Annotated in this window: 22 protein-coding genes and 2 tRNA genes; 12 read left to right on the forward strand and 12 right to left on the reverse strand. The window is 30.3% G+C overall.

All coding sequences use genetic code 11. From position 1 onward, the window contains the following. Nucleotides 1–18: 18 nt before the first annotated feature. Nucleotides 19–618 carry a bifunctional 2-polyprenyl-6-hydroxyphenol methylase/3-demethylubiquinol 3-O-methyltransferase UbiG gene (locus CX675_RS15120; protein ID WP_130736087.1) on the forward strand — a complete coding sequence of 200 codons (600 nt, stop codon included), beginning with the start codon at nt 19–21 and terminating at the stop codon, nt 616–618. A gap of 286 nt (nt 619–904) precedes the next feature. On the opposite strand, the gene CX675_RS15125 is transcribed toward CX675_RS15120, so the two are convergent. Next, nucleotides 905–1,372, reverse strand: a complete 468-nt coding sequence (locus tag CX675_RS15125; protein WP_130736088.1) for a hypothetical protein — start codon at nt 1,370–1,372, stop codon at nt 905–907. Between the two features lie 243 nt (nt 1,373–1,615). Between CX675_RS15125 and CX675_RS20280 the strand changes: the two genes are divergently transcribed. Further along, a complete protein-coding gene (locus CX675_RS20280) occupies nt 1,616–1,738 on the forward strand; it encodes a hypothetical protein (protein WP_255509230.1) in 123 nt (40 codons plus the stop codon). 104 nt (nt 1,739–1,842) lie between these two features. Here CX675_RS20280 and CX675_RS15130 read toward each other — a convergent pair. Beyond that, nucleotides 1,843–1,915: transfer RNA gene (locus tag CX675_RS15130), tRNA-Met, on the reverse strand. Between the two features lie 33 nt (nt 1,916–1,948). Further along, a tRNA-Met gene (locus CX675_RS15135) sits at nt 1,949–2,021 on the reverse strand. A gap of 260 nt (nt 2,022–2,281) precedes the next feature. On the opposite strand from CX675_RS15135, the gene era reads away from it, so the two are divergent. Beyond that, complete coding sequence (gene era, locus CX675_RS15140) at nt 2,282–3,163, forward strand: GTPase Era (protein WP_130736089.1); 882 nt, start codon at nt 2,282–2,284, stop codon at nt 3,161–3,163. On the opposite strand, the gene CX675_RS15145 is transcribed toward era, so the two are convergent. Continuing rightward, nucleotides 3,164–3,652 (reverse strand): hypothetical protein, encoded by a 489-nt coding sequence (locus CX675_RS15145; RefSeq protein ID WP_130736090.1) that lies wholly within the window; start codon nt 3,650–3,652, stop codon nt 3,164–3,166. It abuts the gene before it with no gap. 157 nt (nt 3,653–3,809) lie between these two features. Between CX675_RS15145 and der the strand changes: the two genes are divergently transcribed. After that, the gene (gene der, locus CX675_RS15150) at nt 3,810–5,120 is read left to right on the forward strand and encodes a ribosome biogenesis GTPase Der (protein WP_130736091.1); all 1,311 of its coding nucleotides are present in this window, start codon (nt 3,810–3,812) and stop codon (nt 5,118–5,120) included. A 64-nt stretch (nt 5,121–5,184) separates the two neighbouring features. Here the strand turns inward: der and CX675_RS15155 are convergent, their stop codons facing one another. Next, nucleotides 5,185–6,081 (reverse strand): hypothetical protein, encoded by an 897-nt coding sequence (locus CX675_RS15155; RefSeq protein ID WP_130736092.1) that lies wholly within the window; start codon nt 6,079–6,081, stop codon nt 5,185–5,187. 265 nt (nt 6,082–6,346) lie between these two features. Then, nucleotides 6,347–7,891, reverse strand: a complete 1,545-nt coding sequence (locus CX675_RS15160) for a hypothetical protein (RefSeq protein WP_130736093.1) — start codon at nt 7,889–7,891, stop codon at nt 6,347–6,349. A gap of 155 nt (nt 7,892–8,046) precedes the next feature. On the opposite strand from CX675_RS15160, the gene CX675_RS15165 reads away from it, so the two are divergent. The 8 genes from CX675_RS15165 (at nt 8,047) to CX675_RS15200 (ending at nt 17,274) form a co-directional block, all read left to right on the forward strand. After that, on the forward strand, nt 8,047–9,213 hold the full coding sequence (locus CX675_RS15165) for a 2-isopropylmalate synthase (RefSeq protein WP_130736094.1): 1,167 nt from the start codon (nt 8,047–8,049) through the stop codon (nt 9,211–9,213). A 1-nt stretch (nt 9,214) separates the two neighbouring features. Continuing rightward, the gene (leuC, locus tag CX675_RS15170; RefSeq protein WP_130736095.1) at nt 9,215–10,600 is read left to right on the forward strand and encodes a 3-isopropylmalate dehydratase large subunit; all 1,386 of its coding nucleotides are present in this window, start codon (nt 9,215–9,217) and stop codon (nt 10,598–10,600) included. 2 nt (nt 10,601–10,602) lie between these two features. Continuing rightward, nucleotides 10,603–11,211, forward strand: a complete 609-nt coding sequence (gene leuD / locus CX675_RS15175; protein WP_130736096.1) for a 3-isopropylmalate dehydratase small subunit — start codon at nt 10,603–10,605, stop codon at nt 11,209–11,211. Nucleotides 11,212–11,221: 10 nt separating this feature from the next. Beyond that, on the forward strand, nt 11,222–12,343 hold the full coding sequence (leuB, locus tag CX675_RS15180; RefSeq protein ID WP_130736097.1) for a 3-isopropylmalate dehydrogenase: 1,122 nt from the start codon (nt 11,222–11,224) through the stop codon (nt 12,341–12,343). 188 nt (nt 12,344–12,531) lie between these two features. Beyond that, nucleotides 12,532–12,738 carry a hypothetical protein gene (locus CX675_RS15185; RefSeq protein WP_130736098.1) on the forward strand — a complete coding sequence of 69 codons (207 nt, stop codon included), beginning with the start codon at nt 12,532–12,534 and terminating at the stop codon, nt 12,736–12,738. A gap of 75 nt (nt 12,739–12,813) precedes the next feature. Continuing rightward, nucleotides 12,814–13,956, forward strand: coding sequence for a DUF4221 family protein (locus tag CX675_RS15190; RefSeq protein ID WP_130736099.1), 1,143 nt, complete (start codon nt 12,814–12,816; stop codon nt 13,954–13,956). Then, nucleotides 13,943–14,389: a hypothetical protein gene (locus CX675_RS15195; RefSeq protein WP_130736100.1), complete on the forward strand. Its 447-nt coding sequence runs from the start codon at nt 13,943–13,945 to the stop codon at nt 14,387–14,389. The genes CX675_RS15190 and CX675_RS15195 overlap by 14 nt, the downstream gene beginning before the upstream one ends. 101 nt (nt 14,390–14,490) lie before the next feature. After that, nucleotides 14,491–17,274 (forward strand): outer membrane beta-barrel protein, encoded by a 2,784-nt coding sequence (locus CX675_RS15200; RefSeq protein WP_130736101.1) that lies wholly within the window; start codon nt 14,491–14,493, stop codon nt 17,272–17,274. A 34-nt stretch (nt 17,275–17,308) separates the two neighbouring features. Here CX675_RS15200 and CX675_RS15205 read toward each other — a convergent pair whose 3' ends face one another. The 6 genes from CX675_RS15205 to CX675_RS15230 form a co-directional block, all read right to left on the reverse strand. Then, nucleotides 17,309–18,205, reverse strand: coding sequence for a hypothetical protein (locus CX675_RS15205; RefSeq protein ID WP_130736102.1), 897 nt, complete (start codon nt 18,203–18,205; stop codon nt 17,309–17,311). A gap of 148 nt (nt 18,206–18,353) precedes the next feature. Continuing rightward, nucleotides 18,354–19,151, reverse strand: a complete 798-nt coding sequence (locus CX675_RS15210) for a YgcG family protein (RefSeq protein WP_130736103.1) — start codon at nt 19,149–19,151, stop codon at nt 18,354–18,356. Next, nucleotides 19,151–19,588 (reverse strand): TPM domain-containing protein, encoded by a 438-nt coding sequence (locus CX675_RS15215; protein ID WP_130736104.1) that lies wholly within the window; start codon nt 19,586–19,588, stop codon nt 19,151–19,153. Before CX675_RS15215 ends, CX675_RS15210 begins: the two co-directional genes overlap by 1 nt. A 7-nt stretch (nt 19,589–19,595) precedes the next feature. Then, entirely contained in the window at nt 19,596–20,189 is a 594-nt protein-coding gene (locus CX675_RS15220) for a LemA family protein (RefSeq protein WP_130736105.1), read from the reverse strand. Nucleotides 20,190–20,200: 11 nt separating this feature from the next. Beyond that, the gene (locus CX675_RS15225) at nt 20,201–20,533 is read right to left on the reverse strand and encodes a MerR family transcriptional regulator (protein WP_130736106.1); all 333 of its coding nucleotides are present in this window, start codon (nt 20,531–20,533) and stop codon (nt 20,201–20,203) included. Nucleotides 20,534–20,537: 4 nt separating this feature from the next. Beyond that, nucleotides 20,538–21,512, reverse strand: a complete 975-nt coding sequence (locus CX675_RS15230) for a M23 family metallopeptidase (protein WP_130736107.1) — start codon at nt 21,510–21,512, stop codon at nt 20,538–20,540. Nucleotides 21,513–21,674: the final 162 nt, after the last annotated feature.

Genomic DNA, 21,674 nt, shown 5'->3' on the forward strand with positions numbered 1-21,674 from the left:
AAAATAAAATAAAATAAAATGGAATTTTGGGAATCAGCTTTTAAAGACAAACAAGAAATGTGGGGAATGTCTCCTGCTAATTCAGCTATATTAGCAAGAGATTTATTTATAGAAAAAGAAATAAAAGACATTCTTATTCCTGGTATTGGCTATGGTAGAAATGCAAAAATCTTTCTTGAAGCAGGAATTTCTGTAACAGGTATTGAGATTTCTCAAACAGCAATTGATTTAGCTAATAAGCATTTTGGAAACAAGTTAACAATTCATCATGGTTCAGTAACCCAAATGCCTTTTGAAACAAAAAAATATGATGGAATTTTTTGTTATGCACTTATCCATTTACTTGATGAATTGGAAAGGAAAAAATTAATTCAAGATTGTTTTAATCAATTATCTAAAAATGGCTATATGATTTTTACTGCTATCACAAAAGAAGCACCTAATTTTGGACAAGGCAAGCAGTTAGGCAAAGATAGATTTGAATTTCACAAAGGAGCAAAAATATTTTATTATGATCAGGAATCTGTCAAAATAGAGTTTGAACATTATGGACTTTATGAAATTACAGAAGTAGATGAAAATCAACCTATGTATTCTATCATGTGTAAAAAGAAGTAATTTTTGATAATTAATTGTATTATTTGAATCCTAAAATCCCATTGTTCTGTTTTTTCAAAATGGTTATTAACTAGTATTTACCGCCACAAAGTAGCTCCAATCTACCCAAAAGTTGCTGTGTATACGAAGTTAATTATCGTGTTATTATTTTCTAAAAATCACTCTTTTATTTATTGGTTTACCATACGTTTTTTTGGTACGAATAGTAAATCCGAGCGATGAGGAGATAATAAAAATTGCAAAACTTAAAATCGATATTTCTTTTGTAGATTTTATATTTTGAGCCTTAATCTTCTATTGGAATATAAATAGTTAAGTCTTCAAATGTTTTCATGCCCTCAGAAAAATGAGCGGTTACTTCAAGATCATCAATTATCCAAGAGAGCCATTCGTCATCTTTAGAATTAGGTTTCCCAAATCTTTTAATCATTTCTTTAACAGTATCATCATATTGAAACTCATAAGGTAGAGGAGAAGAGTTAGTTCTACTGTTGTATAGTTCTAAATGTATTGCGATTCCAGCAAAAACGCCTTCTCCTTTTTTTAGTTTGATATCCATTCCTATCATGTCTGGCAAGTAGAAACTTACTGTCATTCCACCAATATCTTCAGACTGCTCAGAGTCATCTTTACTGATGTAAGGAAGTTTGGATATTCCAGCGGTTTGAAATTTTGAAATAACTTCTTCATCTTGACTTGTTTTTCCAAATAATGGAGCCCAAAAATCAAATAGTTCAGGATTTTGTACTTTCATATGTTTTAATTTATACACAACTTCTATATACTCGCTACAAAGTAGTTTCAATCCACTTGTATTAGATTTACATACAAAATTTGCTTTTCAAATTTAGCCCATCACTTTTAAAAAACCTATACGTATAAATACGTATTTTTACCTCTTTTTTGTGCGTATTTATACGTATATTTTAACAAGTAGTATGAGAATTCTATAAAAGTTTTAACAAATAAAATCTTTTAAAATGTAAATAATGGTTTATTGTTTTATGAGGTAATTTTTTTAAAAACAATCAAAGGCGGTGATGATACCACGACAACAACCGATGTTGAAGAAGATATTGATAGAGGTGGAGGAAGACCAAAAACAAATGGGAACGGTTAAAAAATAACAAAAAGAATAATTGCTTCATTCCTGGTACTTGTATCAGGATTTTTTTTAAACTGTAATAAAAAAAGAGAACCAATTTCTTGATTCTCTTTACTTAGTAGCGGGAACAGGACTCGAACCTGTGACCTTTGGGTTATGAGCCCAACGAGCTGCCTACTGCTCTATCCCGCGATGTGCGTTTGTAATTTCAATAAAATTTCTTAGTAGCGGGAACTGGACTCGAACCAGTGACCTTCGGGTTATGAGCCCGACGAGCTGCCTACTGCTCTATCCCGCGATTTGTGAGTGCAAAAATACAACGATTATATTGAAAAACAAGAAAAAACAATAAAAAAATTAAAATTTCTTCTATTCGACTGATATGACTACCTTTGTAACTTCAATAATGTATCATGTAGGTTAGTACACGTTTCGTAAATCTTATTGATTTGATATTATGAAGTGATTCAAAATTGATAATCGAATTTTATGAAATTAAGTGGAATAAATATTTTGTGAACCTTTGGTCAAATAAATTTAAATTAAAAGATAAATCTCATGCATAAAGCAGGTTTTGTAAATATTATTGGTAACCCAAACGTAGGGAAATCAACCTTAATGAATGCTCTAGTTGGAGAGCGTTTATCGATAATTACGAGTAAAGCGCAAACAACACGTCATCGTATTTTAGGTATTGTTAATGGAGATGATTTTCAAATGGTGCTTTCTGATACACCTGGCATTATCAAACCAGCCTATGAATTACAAAATTCTATGATGGGTTTTGTTAAGAATGCTTTTGAAGATGCTGATGTTTTGGTTTATATGGTTGAAATAGGTGAGAAGGAGTTAAAAGACGAGAGTTTCTTCAATAAAATCATACATTCAAAAATTCCAGTATTATTATTGTTGAATAAAATTGATAAATCGAACCAAGAACAATTAGAAGAACAAGTAACTTTGTGGTCTGAAAAAGTTCCTAATGCTGAAATTTTTGCCATTTCTGCTTTAGAAAATTTCAATGTGCAAGCTGTTTTTGACAGAATTATTCAGTTGTTACCCGTTTCGCCACCATATTATCCAAAAGATTCTTTAACCGATAAACCCGAACGTTTTTTCGTAAATGAAACTATTAGAGAGAAAATCTTATTAAACTACGATAAAGAAATTCCGTATGCTGTTGAAATAGATACCGAAGAATTTAAAGAAGATGATGCTATTATTCGTATTCGTGCTGTTATTATGGTTGAAAGAGATACTCAAAAAGGCATCATTATTGGTCACAAAGGAGCTGCACTTAAAAAAGTGGGTATGCAGGCACGAGAAGATTTAGAAAAATTTTTCGGAAAACAAATTTTTCTAGAAACCTATGTTAAGGTCAATAAAGACTGGAGAAGTAATATGAACCAGCTGAGGAGATTTGGTTACAACCAAAAATAATTAGTGAATAATACGTTCCATTATTTCGTGTAATTGATTCATTTCTGGTATTCCTTTTCTTCGGTTTCTTCTAGCTATGTAATAGAGTAAAAGCCAAAATGCTACCATAGTTGTTAAAATAACAATTTCTATGGTAAATTTTTGATGCAAACTCGATTTGGAATAAGCTGAAACAGCAGCGATAAAGAAAATAATACCTACAAGGAAATGCAGGAAAATAAAGAATGTCCATAAAACAGGATCTGGTCCATACAATCCATTTACAGCAGTATTGCCATCTTCCATAGATTCTAATTGCAAATGAAGATGAGGAGAATATTTTTCTCTTTTTAAAACACCAAGACTTAACCAAACATGATGGTCTGAAATCTTAATTTTGTAGTCAGGATCTAATTCTGTCTGTAAAAGTTTAAATTCGTTAAGTACTGTGTCCAATGATTTATTTGCGACAGTATAAAAACGAAGTCGTAGCGTAATGTTTTTATCCATAGACAAAGGGGTTTATGGTACTAAACTACAAAAAAAATATGAAAAAAAGTAGTGTGTTTTAATTTATAAGTCTGTAAATAAGAGAATTAAATAGCAAGAAGGAATCTTTTTTCTAAACACGAAATGATTATCTTTGCACTTTCAAAAAAAATAGAGAATGAATAATATTGTAGCCATAGTAGGTAGACCGAATGTAGGAAAATCGACTTTTTTTAATCGATTAATTCAGCGCAGAGATGCTATTGTCGATTCGGTTAGTGGTGTTACCCGAGATAGAAATTATGGCAAAAGTGAATGGAACGGAAAAGCGTTTTCTGTAATAGATACAGGAGGTTATATTAAAGGATCTGATGATATATTTGAAGGAGAAATTAGACGTCAGGTTGAATTGGCTATTGATGAAGCTGATGCTATTATTTTCGTAGTAGATGTAGAAGAAGGAGTTACTCCTATGGACGAAGAAGTAGCCAAATTATTACGAAAAGTAACAAAACCTATTTTACTTGCTGTGAATAAAGTAGATAATGGTGCACGTGAAAAAGATGCGGTTGAATTTTATTCGTTAGGTTTAGGCGAATATTTTACAATAGCGGGTATGAACGGTAGTGGAACTGGGGAGTTGTTAGATGAATTAGTACGTGTTTTGCCAGAATTGCCAGAAGTAACCGAAGAAGAAAATCCGTTGCCTAAATTTACAGTTGTAGGAAGGCCAAATGCGGGAAAATCATCATTTATCAATGCCTTAATTGGTGAAGATCGTTTTGTAGTAACTGATATTGCTGGTACAACAAGAGATGCTATCGATACGACGTATAATCGTTTTGGCTTCGAATTTAAATTGGTAGATACAGCTGGAATACGAAGAAAAGCAAAAGTAAAAGAAGATTTAGAGTTTTATTCAGTAATGCGTTCTGTAAGAGCTATTGAGCATAGTGATGTGTGTATTTTAATGATAGACGCAACTCGAGGTTTTGAAGGTCAAGATCAGAATATTTTTTGGTTGGCAGAAAAAAATAGAAAAGGAATTGTAATCTTAGTAAATAAATGGGATTTAATTGAGAAGGATACTATGTCTACTAGAGATTATGAACGAAAGATTAGAGAAGAATTACAGCCTTTTACAGATGTGCCTATCCTTTTTGTTTCTGCTTTAAACAAACAACGTTTATTAAAAGCTTTAGAAGTAGCTGTGGAAGTATACGAAAATAGAAAGCAACGTATTGCAACATCTAAGTTTAATGATTTGATGCTTCCTATAATTGAAGCAACACCACCACCAGCCATAAAAGGAAAATATGTAAAAATTAAATATTGTATGCAATTGCCAACACCTACACCTCAATTTGTGTTTTTTGCTAATTTACCTCAATATATTAAGGAACCTTATAAGCGTTTTATTGAAAATAAACTGCGTGAACAATATAATTTTTCTGGAGTACCAATTGATATTTATTTCAGACAAAAGTAATAATACTAAAAAGAGCTTTCAAAAACTGAAAGCTCTTTTGTCTAGTACAACAACCTCATTCTTATTATTGCACTATTATCTTCTTGGTAATAACTTTACCATTTTTATGTGTCATTTTTAAAGTATAAATAGTTGGAGGAGTAGCTTCATCTAAAATGAAATTGATAGACTCTTTATTTGCTATGGTAAACTTTATGTTCTTTGTGTTTCCAGATAAATCAATTAAACTGATCTCTTTTAAATTTACATCATTAGTAAAGATTTTAGAAATATGGCCTCTAAAAATAGGATTTGAGACTACCACTACCGATTCTATAAAATCATCTGAATTTGTTTGAGTTGTATTTTGGAAATGTACTAAGTTATTATCATTTAATTCTTGTACCAAAATATCGTCAATTTCCATTTGTACCATGCTGTTTATTCCTAACTTAAATTGATTTTCAACAGAAGGATAAAACCAAAGTTGGGTGTTATTTTGAATAGGAATGAAAGTGAATTTTACAGTTTTCCAAAACGATTTAGATTTAGTTACATCAATAGCCCATACTAATTCACTTGTTTCTTCAATTTGTGGCTGTTTTTCTGAAGTAGTATTGGTTAAATTACTTGAAGTTCTTACATTAACAGATGGATTTTGTATTTTAATTTCTTCAGCATTTAAATTTGTAACTGCTTTTACTTTGAAAGAGATTTCATATTTTTTTCCTACAACAAAATTATAGTTTGTAAAAATACCACCTCCGTTTTCTTTAGTAACACGTAACGTTGCCCAAGTATTTGTGTTTAAATTTCCAGAAACTACAGGTATTCCATGACTAGCCGCCCAACCTTTAATACAACTTGGTGCGCTAAAACCGTTTCCTACACAGTTACCGCTTAAACTGCCATTAGTAAGGTTTTGAGAAATACTAAAAAAAGAAATAAGTAAAAAAGTAGTTAAAAATAATGTCGTTTTCATGTTTATTTATAATTAGATTTTTATTTGTTATTTTGGATATGCAAATATTGAAACTATTATAAAATTAAACAGTAAGAAATCTCCCGAAATTAAAGGGGAAAAATCCCCTTTTTTTATGGGTAGTTTTCGATAAACAAATAAAGTGAGAAGTATTAATTCTTATCCTTTTAAGTTATTTGAATCGAATATTATTTGATGACTATTTTTTGGGTAGTTAAACTATTCTTCTGATTTGTTATTTTTAGACAATTAATTTAATATCATTTTATCGAATAGAAGTTGAAGCTTTCTCTTTAATAATTGTCATTATAGCTCTGTTTTCAATTTTGCTTTCCAGCCATGAAATAATATCTAAATATAAAAAGGCCCTCTTTTCATAAGGATGCTCTTCATATTCTTTTAAACGGGCATGTAATTTTTTAAACTCACCTTTTAATTGATGCGGATAAATAGAGCCTAAATTTCTCAAGAATTTAATCATTTCACGTTGTACTTCATGTAAATCATTCATTTTAATTAAAAATTTATACGTGCTTTTTAATTGTAATTCCAATTTATAATCCAAACTCGCTTCATAATGTGCTACTAAACTTAATACTCTGGCAAAACACATTAAATCTTCTCTCATGGATAAATTCTTATTGTCTATAATTTTTTGAAGATAGGTGATGCACACTGTGTTATTTCCAACACCAAAATACATACAGGCAATTTTATAATAAAAAACCATCACGTGATGCTCATCAATTTTATCTTCATCAATTTTAATCCTTTTTAAAATCGGATCAATTAAGGAAAGACCTTTATCAAAAGTGCCTTCTAGGAAATGTAAGTTTAACTTACTATTGTAAGAACATAAAAAAACAAGAATAGTAACATTGTCATTTTTAGGAAAAGCATCTAAATTAATCGTTTCTTCTAGTTTATCGAGTGTTTCTTTAAATAGCGTTTTATGTTTAATTAAATAAAGACATTCTAATAAATAGTTAACTCCTTTAATATACCAAACAGGGTTTAAAAAAATCATCTTTGGATTGTCGTAAAATAAGTCTACCCATTTTTTAGCATATTTATAACAAGATAAAAAATCCTGAATTAAAAAACTATACCACAAATGAGCTTTGTAGAGCCATAACTTTTCCCTAAAGCCTAAATCTGAAATAACATAGTGAGGTAATTCCTTGTTAAAATAATTTGTTATTTCTTGCATTTCGGCATCACTTTTTGCGTAACCACTTTTAAGCATAATACTGTAAAGTTGTAATGAAAGATTAGATAATTTACTAGCTATAACATTTTCTTTACTTAATTTTTTAGCTTGAGAGGTTAATTCATCAGCTCTTCCTACAATGCTTCGAGTAATATATTGCGATTCAATTACTTTTTCCAGCTCTACAATTTCATAGGCAATGTTTTTTTCTTCATTTTCAAGCGCCATAATTTTGGCCTTTTCCAAGATTTTTAAGCTTTGTTTGTATAACCCTTTATGGTATAAAATGGTAGCAAAATCTAATTGTTCCCGAATTAATATTCTGTTATTCTGGTTTACAGGATTCATTCGCAAGCTAATTAAAATTTGTTTGTATAAATGTGCTTTTAAATTAGAGAGTTGTAATTTAGTTACAATCTTACTTTCCAAAATAGTTTCCTCATTATAATCATTCATTTTATCTAATAAATTAAATAAGTGTAAAAATTTAGCATTTACATTTACATCTAATCGATTAGCATATAATTTAAACTGACGTTTTTCTGACCTAGAAAGTGATTTTATAAGAATAAAAAGATTGTCTTTTGATACGTTTGCCATTGTAAATAAATGAATGTTATTTTGTTGTAAATCAGTTTGTTGTGAATTAAAAAAATGACTTTAATACTGTAAAACAGAAAATTGAAAACCCGCTTTACATAAAGCAAAGTATAAATTTGTATTCATAAATTAAAATTAAGTTTAATAATTCTTTTATGGATAAAGGAAAAGTAGAAATATTTGATACTACACTAAGAGATGGAGAACAAGTACCTGGTTGTAAATTAAACAAAGAGCAGAAATTGATTATTGCCAAACGTTTAGATGAATTAGGAGTTGATGTAATTGAAGCAGGCTTTCCAATTTCGAGTCCAGGAGATTTTGAAGCAGTGGAAGCAATTGCAAAAATTGTTAAGAACGCAACTGTTTGTGGTTTAACAAGGGCTGTTGAAAAAGATATTGAAGTAGCTGCACAAGCACTCAAATATGCAAAAAAACCAAGAATACACACCGGAATCGGAACATCGGATTCTCATATTAAATACAAGTTTAATGCATCTAAAGACGAAATAATAGAACGTGCTGTGAAGGCAGTTGCCTATGCGAAAAAATTTGTGGATGATGTAGAGTTTTATGCGGAAGATGCAGGTAGAACCGATAACGCTTTCCTAGCCCAAGTATGTTCAGAAGTTATAGCAGCTGGTGCTACCGTTTTAAATATTCCTGATACTACAGGTTATTGTTTACCAGAAGAGTATGGTGCAAAAATAAAATATCTTACTCAAAACGTAAAAGGGATAGAAAAAGCGATTCTTTCGTGCCATTGTCATAATGATTTAGGTTTGGCTACAGCCAATTCTATTGCTGGTGTAATCAATGGAGCCCGACAAGTGGAGTGCACTATTAATGGAATCGGAGAACGAGCAGGAAATACATCGTTAGAAGAAGTGGTTATGATTTTGAGACAACATCCTACCTTAGGTTTGGATACCAACGTCAATGCAAGATTACTAAACGAAATGAGTCATTTAGTATCTGAAAGTATGGGAATGATTGTACAACCTAATAAAGCAATAGTAGGGGCGAATGCTTTTGCACACAGCTCAGGGATACATCAGGATGGCGTAATTAAGAATCGCGAAACGTATGAAATAATTAATCCTGAAGATGTAGGTGTTACCGAGTCTTCCATCATTTTAACAGCACGAAGCGGAAGAGCAGCGTTAGCTTATAGAGCTAAAAAAATTGGTTATGAATTAACCAAATTACAATTGGATGTAGTATATCAGGAATTTCTAAAAGTAGCCGACAGAAAAAAAGAAGTAATTGATGAAGATGTTCATAGAATTATAGAAAATAATAAAATTGGTATTGTAGCATAAAATGGAAAAGAAAACCTTATTTGATAAAGTGTGGGACAGTCATGTAGTAAGTGAAGTGCCCAATGGACCACAAATCTTATATATAGATAAACATTTAATACACGAAGTGACGAGTCCGCAAGCTTTCGCTGAATTGGAAGAACGTCAAATTCCTGTTTTTAGACCAAAACAAATTGTAGCTACTGCCGATCATAATGTGCCTACAAAAAATCAGCACTTACCTATAAAAGATGTATTATCTAAAAATCAGTTGGAACAGTTAACAAAAAACTGCGAGAAAAATAATATTACCTTATACGATTTAGGACATCAATATCAAGGTATTGTACATGTTATCGCTCCAGAATTAGGAATTACCTTGCCAGGCATGACTATGGTTTGTGGCGACAGTCACACTTCTACTCATGGAGCTTTTGGAACTATTGCTTTTGGTATTGGAACGAGTCAGGTGGCACAAGTGTTTGCAAGTCAGTGCTTGTTATTAAATAAACCGAAAAGTCTTCGCGTAAGTGTTAATGGAAAGTTAGCCAAAGGGGTAACTCCAAAAGATGTTATTTTGTACATCATTTCAAAAATTGGAACCAATGCAGGAACAGGTTATTTCTGTGAATATGCAGGGAATGTCTTTCAAGAGATGTCTATGGAAGGAAGAATGACTGTTTGTAATATGAGTATCGAAATGGGAGCAAGAGGAGGGATGATTGCTCCTGATGACATTACTTTTGAATACATAAAAGGAAGAACATTTGCACCAAAAGGGAATGAACTAGAAGAGAAAATTGCGTATTGGAAAACGTTACCAACAGATGAAGGGGCGGTTTTCGATAAAGAATATTCTTTTGATGCAGCAGATATTGCTCCAATGATTACCTATGGAACCAATCCAGGAATGGGGATAAAAATTAATGGTACGATTCCAACAATTGAAGATGAATCATTTGCCAAAGCTTTAGAATATATGGGTTTCCGAAAAGGAGAATCTTTATTGGAAAAACCAATTAATTATGTGTTTATTGGTAGTTGTACTAATTCTCGAATTGAAGATTTTAGAATTGCAGCTCAATATATAAATGGTAAACAAAAAGCAGTCAATGTAAATGCGTTAATCGTTCCAGGTTCGCAACAAGTAGCTAAACAAATACAGGATGAAGGTTTAACCGCTATTTTTGAAAAAGCAGGTTTTGAAATTCGTCAACCAGGATGTTCCGCTTGTTTGGCCATGAATGATGACAAAATTCCAGCTGGAGAATATTGCGTGTCCACTTCAAATAGAAATTTCGAAGGAAGACAAGGACAAGGGGCACGCACACTTTTATCAAGTCCTTTAGTAGCGGCTGCGATTGCAGTAGAAGGTAAAATTATTGATATCACAAAACACCTTAATTAATCATGGAAAAATTCACCACATTATATTCGAAAGCGGTTCCGTTACCAGTAGAAAATATCGATACCGATCAAATTATTCCTGCAAGATTCCTTAAGGTTACTAATAAAGTTGGTTTCGGAAACAACCTTTTTAGAGATTGGCGTTTTCATGAAAACGATGAACCGATACCCTCTTTTGTACTTAATAATCCAAAATATTCTGGAAAAATATTAGTAGCAGGAGATAATTTTGGTTGCGGAAGTAGTAGAGAACATGCTGCTTGGGCATTAACAGATTATGGCTTTAAAGTGATTGTATCTAGTTACTTTGCCGATATTTTTAAAGGGAATGCTTTAAATAATGGTTTACTTCCTATACAAGTTTCTCCAGATTTTTTAAAGCAAGTGTTAACCTTATTACATCAAAATCCTGAAACCGAATTAATCATCGATTTAGACCAACAAACCATTGCAGTAAAAGAAGTAGACTTAAAAGAAACTTTTGAGATTGATGCTTACAAAAAACTGTGTTTAATTAATGGTTATGATGATATCGACTTTTTAGTAAGTAATAAAGATAAAATTGAAGCTTTTGAAGCAAATAGAAATAAAACACAATCCATAGTCATTTAAAGTAATCATTATGAAGATGAAAATAGCCGTGTTATCTGGAGACGGGATAGGTCCTGAGGTAACCAAAGAATCAGTAAAAGTATTACAGTCTATTGCGGATGCATTTGGACATGATTTTCAATTTAAAGAAGCTTTAGTAGGTGCCATTGCCATAGATGAAACAGGAAATCCATTGCCGGACGAAACACTAACGTTATGTAAAGAAAGTGATGCCGTTCTTTTTGGAGCTATCGGTGATCCAAAATATGACAACAATCCTGATGCTACTGTTAGACCAGAACAAGGGCTGTTAAAGCTGAGAAAAGAACTAGGTTTGTTTGCTAACATTCGACCAATTACAGCTTATGATTCATTGTTAGAAAAATCACCATTAAAAAAGGAGATTATTCAAGGAACGGATATGGTTATTTACAGAGAATTAACTGGCGGAATTTATTTTGGTGAAAAACAACTGAATGAAGAAGGAACAGTAGCTTCCGATTTATGTGAGTATGCACAATATGAAATTGAAAGAATTGCGCATTTAGCATTTAAAGCGGCACAACAAAGACGTAAAAAAGTAACTTTGGTAGACAAAGCTAATGTTTTGGAAACATCAAGATTGTGGAGACGTGTCGTAACTTCTTTAGCTAAACACTATCCTGAGGTAGCTTTAGATTTTCTATTTGTAGATAATGCGGCCATGCAAATGATTTTAAATCCAAGCCAGTTTGATGTTATCTTAACAGAAAATATGTTTGGTGATATTATATCAGATGAAGGAAGTGTTATAGGAGGTTCTATAGGTTTGTTAGCTTCTGCTTCAGTAGGAAGTGGTACCGCTTTATTTGAACCTATTCATGGTTCGTATCCACAAGCAGCTGGTAAAAATATAGCCAATCCAGTAGCTTCTATTTTAAGCGCTGCTATGCTGTTAGAACAGTTTTCTTTACATGATGAAGCGAGGTTAATCTATAAAGCTGTGGAAACCATGTTAAATGAAAACATAGGAACTGTCGATTTAAATAAAGAAAATCCATCAAGTACATCAGAAATAGGCGATGTTATTGTAAAATTAATCGATAGCCAAGATGTAACTATTGGAGGTTCACATTTTGAAAATATAAAACTTGGAAAGTCAGTTTATATATAAAATTAAGTTAATTGTTTTTTTCAAATTAAAAGAAAAGTATTAGATTTGTTATATAACATTTATATAAACATAATCATGAAAAAATCTTTTTTGTTCTTTTTGCTTTTATAGCTGTAGTTTTACTTGCACAAACAAAATCAGATTCGGGTATTATTTTTGGATTTAGTGATGAAGGAGATCCTATTATTGTGGCAGCTGATAATAGTCCAGAAAGTAGATCTGCGTTAACTCAAGCGATGTACGATTTTACCGATGCAGATGTTGCTCAATGTAGATGTTATCAAGGCGCAGATAGGGCACAGAAAAATAAAGATAATGGAGGTCCAACTGGAAGTTGTTGTTGGGTTAATCCTGCAACAACTAATTATCCATATTGCGCTAACGGCTGTATTTAAATAATAATAATAAGAGAAAAAGGTAAATAAATTGATTTTTTAATTTATTTACCTTTTTTATTTAAAAAAATAAAAATGAAACGTAATCTTTTTTTAACGCTTTTGTTTCTTTTATTGCTGAGTTGTAGTGAAAAGAAAAAATATAATTTCATGCTCGTAAAATCAGATTCGATATCTATTCCTATTGATGAGACAATTAGTCAAATTACAGGCTGTTTAGAATATACTCTTTATGATAACAAACCTACTTTATTATATTCTAATAGAGATATTGAAAACAATGTTGCTGAAATATTATTCTTTGATTTGAACGAAAAAAAAATATACAAAAAACTCAGTTTTTCTGAAGATAAGGGTTTTTATAAATCGACCAATGGATTTAAATTTATAAATAAAGATAGTATCATTGTATCAAACGTAAGAACAGATACATTGTATATAACTGATTTTTATGAAAAAATTAAGTTTAAAAAGCATTTTAAATTTCAAGGAGAGAACTATTACATTTCTCAGGTTACTTCCATGAATTCTCATCCAATAGTAAAATACAAAAGCAACTTATATGTTACTCCAATGCTTTTTACAGAAAATCAAAAAGAATTTATTAACAAACCATTTTTATTTGAATATAATTTTAAAACTGATAGTTTAAAGCCATTAAACGTGTATTTCCCTAAAGAATATATTGCTTCAGATTATTTTTCATTTGAATTGTCTCATTACTTTGATGGTAAGAATGTCATATTTTCTCCAATGAATTCACATAAAATATGGATAGTTAATCTTGAAACAAAAAAAATGAGAATTGTAGAAGCAAAAAGTGATTATTGCAGAGAGTTTTTAAAATTTAAAGACTCACCTCAAAAAACAATGATTGATGGAATGTATAATAATGCATATTATTCGCAATATATAAGTATTATATATGATAAATATAGAAAAGTTTATTATAGATTGTTTTATCAAGGGATAGATATAGATAAAAATGATAAAAATTTGAGTAATGAGTATGATTACCCTAAGGTAATGAGTATAATTACTTTAGATGAAAATTTTAATAAAATTGCGGAAGACATTTTTCCAAATCATGATTTTATGAGTATGTATTTTATAACACCAGATGGATTATATATGAATTCAGATAACGTTTTGAACCAAAATTATGATGAGGATAAATTAACTTTTACTAAATTAGTATTACAAAATGAAGAGAATTAATTTATTAATTATTTTACTTGTATTAATTTCATGTTCCAATAGTAATTATACAAAAGATGAAAAGTGTTTAATAGATTTTTTGCAAGATGAAAGTTTTTTAAGAACTAAGAAGTGCATTGTTTTAGTTCCTGTTAATGGTTGTGGTACTTGTACTCAGGATATAATTAAATTTTCTAAAAAGAATTATAGAAATGAAAATATTCTTTTTATTTATTCTGCATGGGACAGGCAAGCTAAGGTTTTATATAAAGAAATCGAAGATTTTGAAAAACATGTTGTAATTGATAAAAAATCTACACTAAAAAGCCTAGGTATTGTAGAAAACAAACCGATTGTTTTTTTTATTGAAAAGTATAGAATAAAAGAAAAAATAAAATTTGATGATAAAAACTCAGACCAAATAATTGATAGAATTAACAAATTGATTAATTAATTATTTTTTAGATTATAAAATTAAGTTAAAAAAAGGGTATTCCTTTTAAAACTATAAGAAATAACTTTATTTCGCGGTTAGTTATTAATCGCGATTTTTTTATGCTCAAAAATTACTTTTTACTTGTTGTTTTGTTTCTTTCTGGAATGAGTTTTAGCCAAAATACCTTTTCTGTTTCTGGAAAATTAGTAGACGAAAATTTAAAACTCCCTTTAGAATCTGCTACCGTTTACTTTTCAAAGGTAAGTGATTCAACAGTTATAGATTATACAATCTCAGATAAAAACGGAAACTTTAATTTTAAATTAAGAAATGTAGCATATCCAGTTGTGTTAAGAGTTTCTTATACGGGGTATTTAGATTATAAAAAGCAATTTCCTGCAATCGATAAAAATATCGATTTAGGAACACTTTTGCTAAAAGAAAATGTGTCATCTTTAAATGAAGTGATAGTAAAATCAGAAATACCGCCTATTTCTGTGAAAACAGATACTTTAGAATTTAATGCTTCTTCTTTTAAAGTAGCTCCCGATGCCAATGTGGAAAAGTTGTTAAAACAATTGCCAGGAGTAGAGATCGATACCGATGGAAAAATTACGGTTAATGGTAAAGAAGTAAATAATATTTTGGTTAACGGAAAACCATTCTTTGGAAAAGATGGTAAAATTGCTACCCAAAACTTACCCGCAAACATGATTGATAAAGTTCAGGTTACAGATACAAAAACTAAAAAAGAAGAACTATCAGGTCAGACCGCTTCAGATAATACTAGCACCATTAATCTTACCATTCAAGAAGATAAAAATAAAGGATTGTTTGGAAAAGCCACTGCGGGTTATGGTACAGATGACCGCTACGAATCAAGTGTATTGTTCAATTATTTTAAAGATACTCAAAAGATCAGCTTTTTAGGTTCTTCTAATAATATCAATTCGGTAGGTTTTTCTATGGATGAAATTTTTGATAATATGGGAGGAGGAAGAAATCAATCGATGTATGTAAATAGTAACGGGAGTTTTGGTATTAACGGGATGCGTTTTGGAGGAAATTCTGGAATTACCAAATCAAATATGATTGGAATTCATTTTTCAGACGAATGGTTGAATAAGAAAGTGGATCCAAACGGGAGTTATTATTTTTCCAACGCTATTTCGGAAAATAGAAATAGAACTAGTAGGACAAATTTATTACCTACTGGAAATACCAGTACCAATTCTGAATCTAACTCAAAAACTGATAACACAGGACACTCTATTACGGTTGATTTTGAAATAAAAATTGACTCTACAACAACCTTATATCTTTCTCCAAGTTTAACCAAAAATAACACATTAGATAAATATGAGAGTCGTTCTACATCTTTTGATGCTTCCAATACTTTGTTAAATGAAAACACAACAACGAACTTTCAAGATAGTGACAGAAGTAGTTTTACAAATAATTTGTACTTGTACAAGAAGTTAAAAAGAAAAGGTAGAGGTATCAGTGTTACTATGAATAATGAAAATAGTAATAACGAAAATAATTTAAATACCATTACCAATACTGTTTTTTATCAATCTGGAAATCCAAATGATAGTAGAAACCAAAATCGTTTGGATACCGATAAAAAAGACATGATTGAATTTGAAATAGGATATTCAGAACCTATTACCGATTCATTAAAATTGACTTTTGAAACCTCTTTTAAAACACAGCAAAATAAAAATAGTAAAGCTACTTTTGATTTTGATTCGTTTACTAATGAGTATTCCAATTTTAATGATTTATTATCTAATGATATTCGTTCTAAAACCAATACATTTAATGGTACCGTTGGAATTAATATTTCTAAAAAGAAATACCGACTTAATATCGATTTAGGTACCGATTTTTTAAATTATGATAACCAATCTAATTATTTAGGAAATCAAATTACATTAAAAAATAACTATATTTATCCTAATGTTACTGCTTTTCTAAGTTATAAAGTAGCAAAATCTAAATCTATTTATAGCCGTTATTCCTATAATGCAAATTTACCTTCAGCGGAACAATTATTGCCTTTTGAAAATTTAGCCAATCCACTAAATACAGTTATAGGAAATGCTTTCTTAAAACCAATAGAAAATCATAATTTATATATGAATTTTAATAATTACGATTATGCTACACGATCTGGTTTTTATACTTATTTTGGTGGAAGTTTACGAAAAAATTCAATTGTGAGTTCAACCGTATATGATTCCGACTTTAAAGCAACTACAACCTATCAAAACATCAATCAAACCTATAATTTTTACACAGGCTTTAGTTGGAATAAATCCTATAAAAAAGAGAAAAGAACGTTAAAATATGGACTAGGATTAGGAATGAATTATGACTTTAATCAAGGATTGACAAATGCAGCTTTGTATCAGGCAAAAGGAGTGCAATTAAATCCAAGAGCTTCTATAACATGGTCTATTGATGATGTTGTTACTATTGCTCCATCTTACAGATATACTTATAATGTAACTTCTTTTGAAAATTATGTGATAGACAAGAGCAATGTTTTTAAGCATAACTTTAAACTGGAAACTACCACCTATTGGCCAAAAAATGTGGTTTTAGGAAATGATTTTGGGTATACCTATAATTCTAACATAGCTAATGGTTTTCAGAAAGATTTTTATTTGTGGAATGTAAGTTTAGGGTATAATTTCTTTAAAGAACAATTGTTAGCTAAAGTAAAAGTGTATGATTTGTTAAACCAAAATGTGAATGCTACACGTACCATAACACCTACAGCAATAACCGATGAAGAAAATACCGTTTTACAACAATATGTGATGTTTTCTTTAACGTATAAATTAGAAAAGTTTGGAGGTAAAAACAAAAACAGAAATAGAATTATTATAGATTAAAAATATAAAAAAGGTTCTCATTTGAGAACCTTTTTTATTTAATAGTAAGATTTTGTACAATAGTACTATTATCTTTTTTAATGACTTTAACTATATAATTACCTTCATAAAGATCTTTTCGTAGTTGTAAACTAAGGTAGTTTTTACTTAACACTCTAAAATCACTCTTAAAAGTATTTCCAGCTAAATCTATAATTTGTATTTCGTCAACTTCTCCAGAATTAATCCTCACATTTACATAGTCATTTTTCTCAACTGTATCTGGAAAAATATATTCTAAATCTCGAGTAGTTACCGTTAGAGGGCTATTACTTTCATTTTTTAAAGAGGCAACAGTGTGTTTCTGACCAGAGGTGCTAATTACAATATCATCAATTTCAAATTGAGAATATTTTTCTGGATTACTATTTTGATTGTTGTTTATTGTGGTGTAAAACCATAGTTGCGAATTACTCTTTCTCGGAGTAAAAGAAATAGTGATACTCTCCCAGTTGGAACTGTTTTTTGTAATGCTTTTAGACCAAATTAACTCACTTTGATTGGTAGAAAAACTGTTTTGCGTATTAAAATTTGATGTTAAATTATTAGTTGCTCTAACATTTGCAGTGGTAAGAATCTTATCTACAGCATTAATTGTAGTTGTTATTTTAACCTTAAAAGAAATCGTATAGTTTTTACCAGGAATAAAGTCATAATGGGTAAAAATGCCTTCAATACCTTCATTGTTTGATGATAGTGAGGCCCAAGTGTTTTTAGTTATATTACCTTGTACAAAAGGACTACCATGACTGGCAAACCAATTAGAAACACAAGAAGGAGCAGTAAAGCCATTGCCTATGCAATTGCTATTGAGGGTTCCGTTTACTAATTCTTGAGCAAATAAATTTAAAGTCAAACAAAATAAGGCACAGGTTAATGATATTCTTTTCATTAATTTCAAATTATAAAAGGCTATTTATGGATTTAGCTGCAAATATCGTTATTTATAAAGAATTTACTACAAAATTAAACCAGTTATTTTGGAGACAAAAAAAGCACCTTCAATAAGATGCTTTATCGTTTTATTTTTTAGTTTCAGATTACCAACTTCCTCCTGCTCCACCACCTGAGAAGCCACCGCCTCCAAAACCGCCACCGAAGCCGCCACCAAAACCACCAGATGAGCCACCACCAAAACTTCCACCACCACTTCCGCGACCGAGGCTACTTAATATAATCATGTCCATTAAATCAGGACCTGAAGATCTTCCTGAACCACCATTTTTACCATTATTTTTGTTTTTAGAAATAATAATAATAAGAATGATAAAGAAGATAAAGAAGATAATTAATGGAAAAGAATTGCCTTTGGTGCTTTTTCGAGAACCTTTATAGGTGCCTTTTATAATTTCAAAAATAGCTGTAGTGCCTTTGTCTAAGCCATTGTAATAACTTCCAGCTTTAAACTCTGGAATAATTACATTTCGGATAAGTTCACCGGTAACACCAGCGGTTAATTTATGTTCTAAACCATAACCAGGAGATATCCATATTTCTCTGTCATTTTTAGATAATAAAATGATAACCCCATTGTCTTCTTTTTCTTGACCAATACCCCATTCATGTCCCCATTTAGGAGTTAAAATACCAATGCTTTCTCCTTTTAAATCATCAATAGTAATAATTACTATTTGTGTTGATGTAGTGTCAGAAAATTGAACTAATTTGTTTTCTAATTGACTTTTTTCAGAGGAACTTAATACATTGGCATAATCATAAACAGACGTTTGGGTGGATGGTTTTTTTGGAATATCAAATTGCGCAAAGCCTAAAGCATGAATTAAAAATAAAGCTACTGCTAAGAGGTATTTGATGGATTTACATATAAATTGTATCATTATCCTTTTGAAATTTCATTAGGTAATTCGTTAATATCGTCAGATTGATAAGGAAAAAATTCTTTTAAGCGTTTCCCTGCTTCTATAATTCCTTTTACTAATGCTTCTTTGTTTTGATTGTTTTTGAAATGTTCAATAACAATATCTTTGGTGGAATTCCAAAAATCTGCTTCTACTACTTTGTTAATACCTTCATCTCCTACAATTGCAAAGTACTTATTCGTTACACCTACATAAAAAAGCACTCCGTTTCGGTCTTTAGTATTTTGCATGTCTAGAGATAAAAAAACCTCCTGAGCTCTTTCGAGCGGAGGTTTTTCTGTGTGTTCTTCAATATGTACTCTTATTTCACCTGAAGTGTCTTTTTCTGCGGTAGCAATAGCTTGAACAATTTCTTGCTCTTCGTTAGCAGTTAAAAAATCTTCTGTTTTTGACATCGCGTTTTTATTTATCAAAATCAAATTCTACTTCTACTGGTTTTTCAGCACCAGCTACTGCATCGAAATAGGCTTTTTCTTTATAATCAGATAAGACTAAACTTCTTGGCATTTTTAATACATAATTATTGTATTCTTCAACGGCTTCATTAAAACGAGTTCTTGCTGTTAAGATTTGGTTTTCGGTACTTGCTAATTCGTCTTGAAGTTTTAAGAAATTTTGATTGGCTTTTAAATCTGGATAACTTTCAACGGTTACTAATAAACGTGATAAAGCAGAACTTACACCACTTTGAGCATCATTAAATGCTTTTAATTGTTCAGGAGTTATATTAGAAGGATCAATAGTTGTTGAAGTTGCTTTTGCTCTAGCATTTACTACAGCTTCTAAAGTAGATTTTTCAAAATCAGCAGCACCTTTTACAGTTTTTACTAAGTTGCCAATTAAATCATTTCTTCTTTGGTAAGAAGTTTCTACATTTCCCCAAGATTTTTTTACTTGTTCATTTACAGTAACGGCTCCATTTTTTACACCTATATACCAAAATATACCTATAATAATTACTCCTCCAATAATTAACCACGGTAAGAATTTTTTCATAATTTTCGTTTTTAAAGTTGATTTTTAATATGTAACAATTGTGTTTTAATGTTTTCTAATTTCCTAATTATTTCAAATTTATCCAGTGTTTTTTTTTGATTCTCTTTTAAATGAGTTTTAGCGCCTTCTAATGTAAATCCTCTTTCTTTTACTAAATGAAATATCAACTGTAGATTTTTTACATCTTCAGGAGTAAATTTTCGATTTCCTTTGGCATTTTTTTTGGGTTTTAAAATATCAAATTCTTTTTCCCAAAAACGAATTAATGAAGTATTTACATCGAAAGCCTTTGCTAACTCACCAATACTGTAATATAGTTTATTTTCAGGTAATTCGATGTGCATACAATTAATCTAAAGATTGGTTTTCTTGGGTTGCTAAATTGGATATTGCAACATATTCTTCAGCCGAAATACTGCCATAATAGAAGTTAATCGGATTTACTTTTTCTCCATTTTTTATTACTTCATAATGTAAATGTGGAGCTTCACTTCTTCCAGTACTTCCTACATAACCAATAATATCACCTCGTTTTACTTTTTGGCCAGGTTTACAATTATATTTACTCAAATGGGCATATAAGGTAACATATCCATACCCATGATTAATTTCAATGTGGTTTCCATAACCAGAAAGAGAATTGTCAGCTTTTAATACTACACCATCACCAGTAGCATAAATTGCAGTTCCTGTAGGTGAAGTAAAATCCATACCATAATGAAATTTTCTAATTTTTGTAAAAGGGTCACTACGATATCCAAATCCTGAAGCCATACGCTTTAAATCTTCATTTTTAACGGGTTGTATAGCAGGAATAGCCGCTAACAGTTTTTCTTTTTGTTTTGCTAAAACAATAATTTCGTCAAAAGATTTAGATTGAATAACTAATTCTTTCATGAGTTGGTCCACTCTTTTTGTAGTATTAATGACTAGTTCAGAGTTGTCATAACCTTCTAAAGCTTTATAGCGATTAACACCACCAAAACCTGCTTTTCTTTCCTCTTCTTTAATTGGAGAGGTGTTAAAATAAATTCTATAGTTGTTATCTCTTTCTACAATTGCATCTAAAGCTTCATCCATTAAATCCATTTTCTTGTTCAGAAGTTTATACTTTAATTTCATCGATTCTAATTCGCTAGTAAGTAATTTGTCCTTAGGAGTCTCAAAATAGGGCGTGTTTATCAATAAAATTAAACATAAAAAGCCAAATAATCCAGATGATAATAAAAACAAAAAAGCATAAGCAAATTTTTTACGACGTTGCGGTTTTATTCTTTTATATGCTAAATTTTCAGAATCGTAATAATATTTTACTTTAGACATGTTTTAAAATTACTATTTTTGCACCAATTTAAAATGCAAATACATTAGTTATACGAACAAAATTAAAAAATGTTTCATTCTAATTGTTTTTTTATAACGAAACTTTGTGAAAATTTGTATAACTCATTTGCATCTGTTTGATTTTGAATTACAAATGAAAAA

The organism is Flavobacterium sp. J27, assembly GCF_004303025.1.
Taxonomy (GTDB): Bacteria; Bacteroidota; Bacteroidia; order Flavobacteriales; family Flavobacteriaceae; genus Flavobacterium.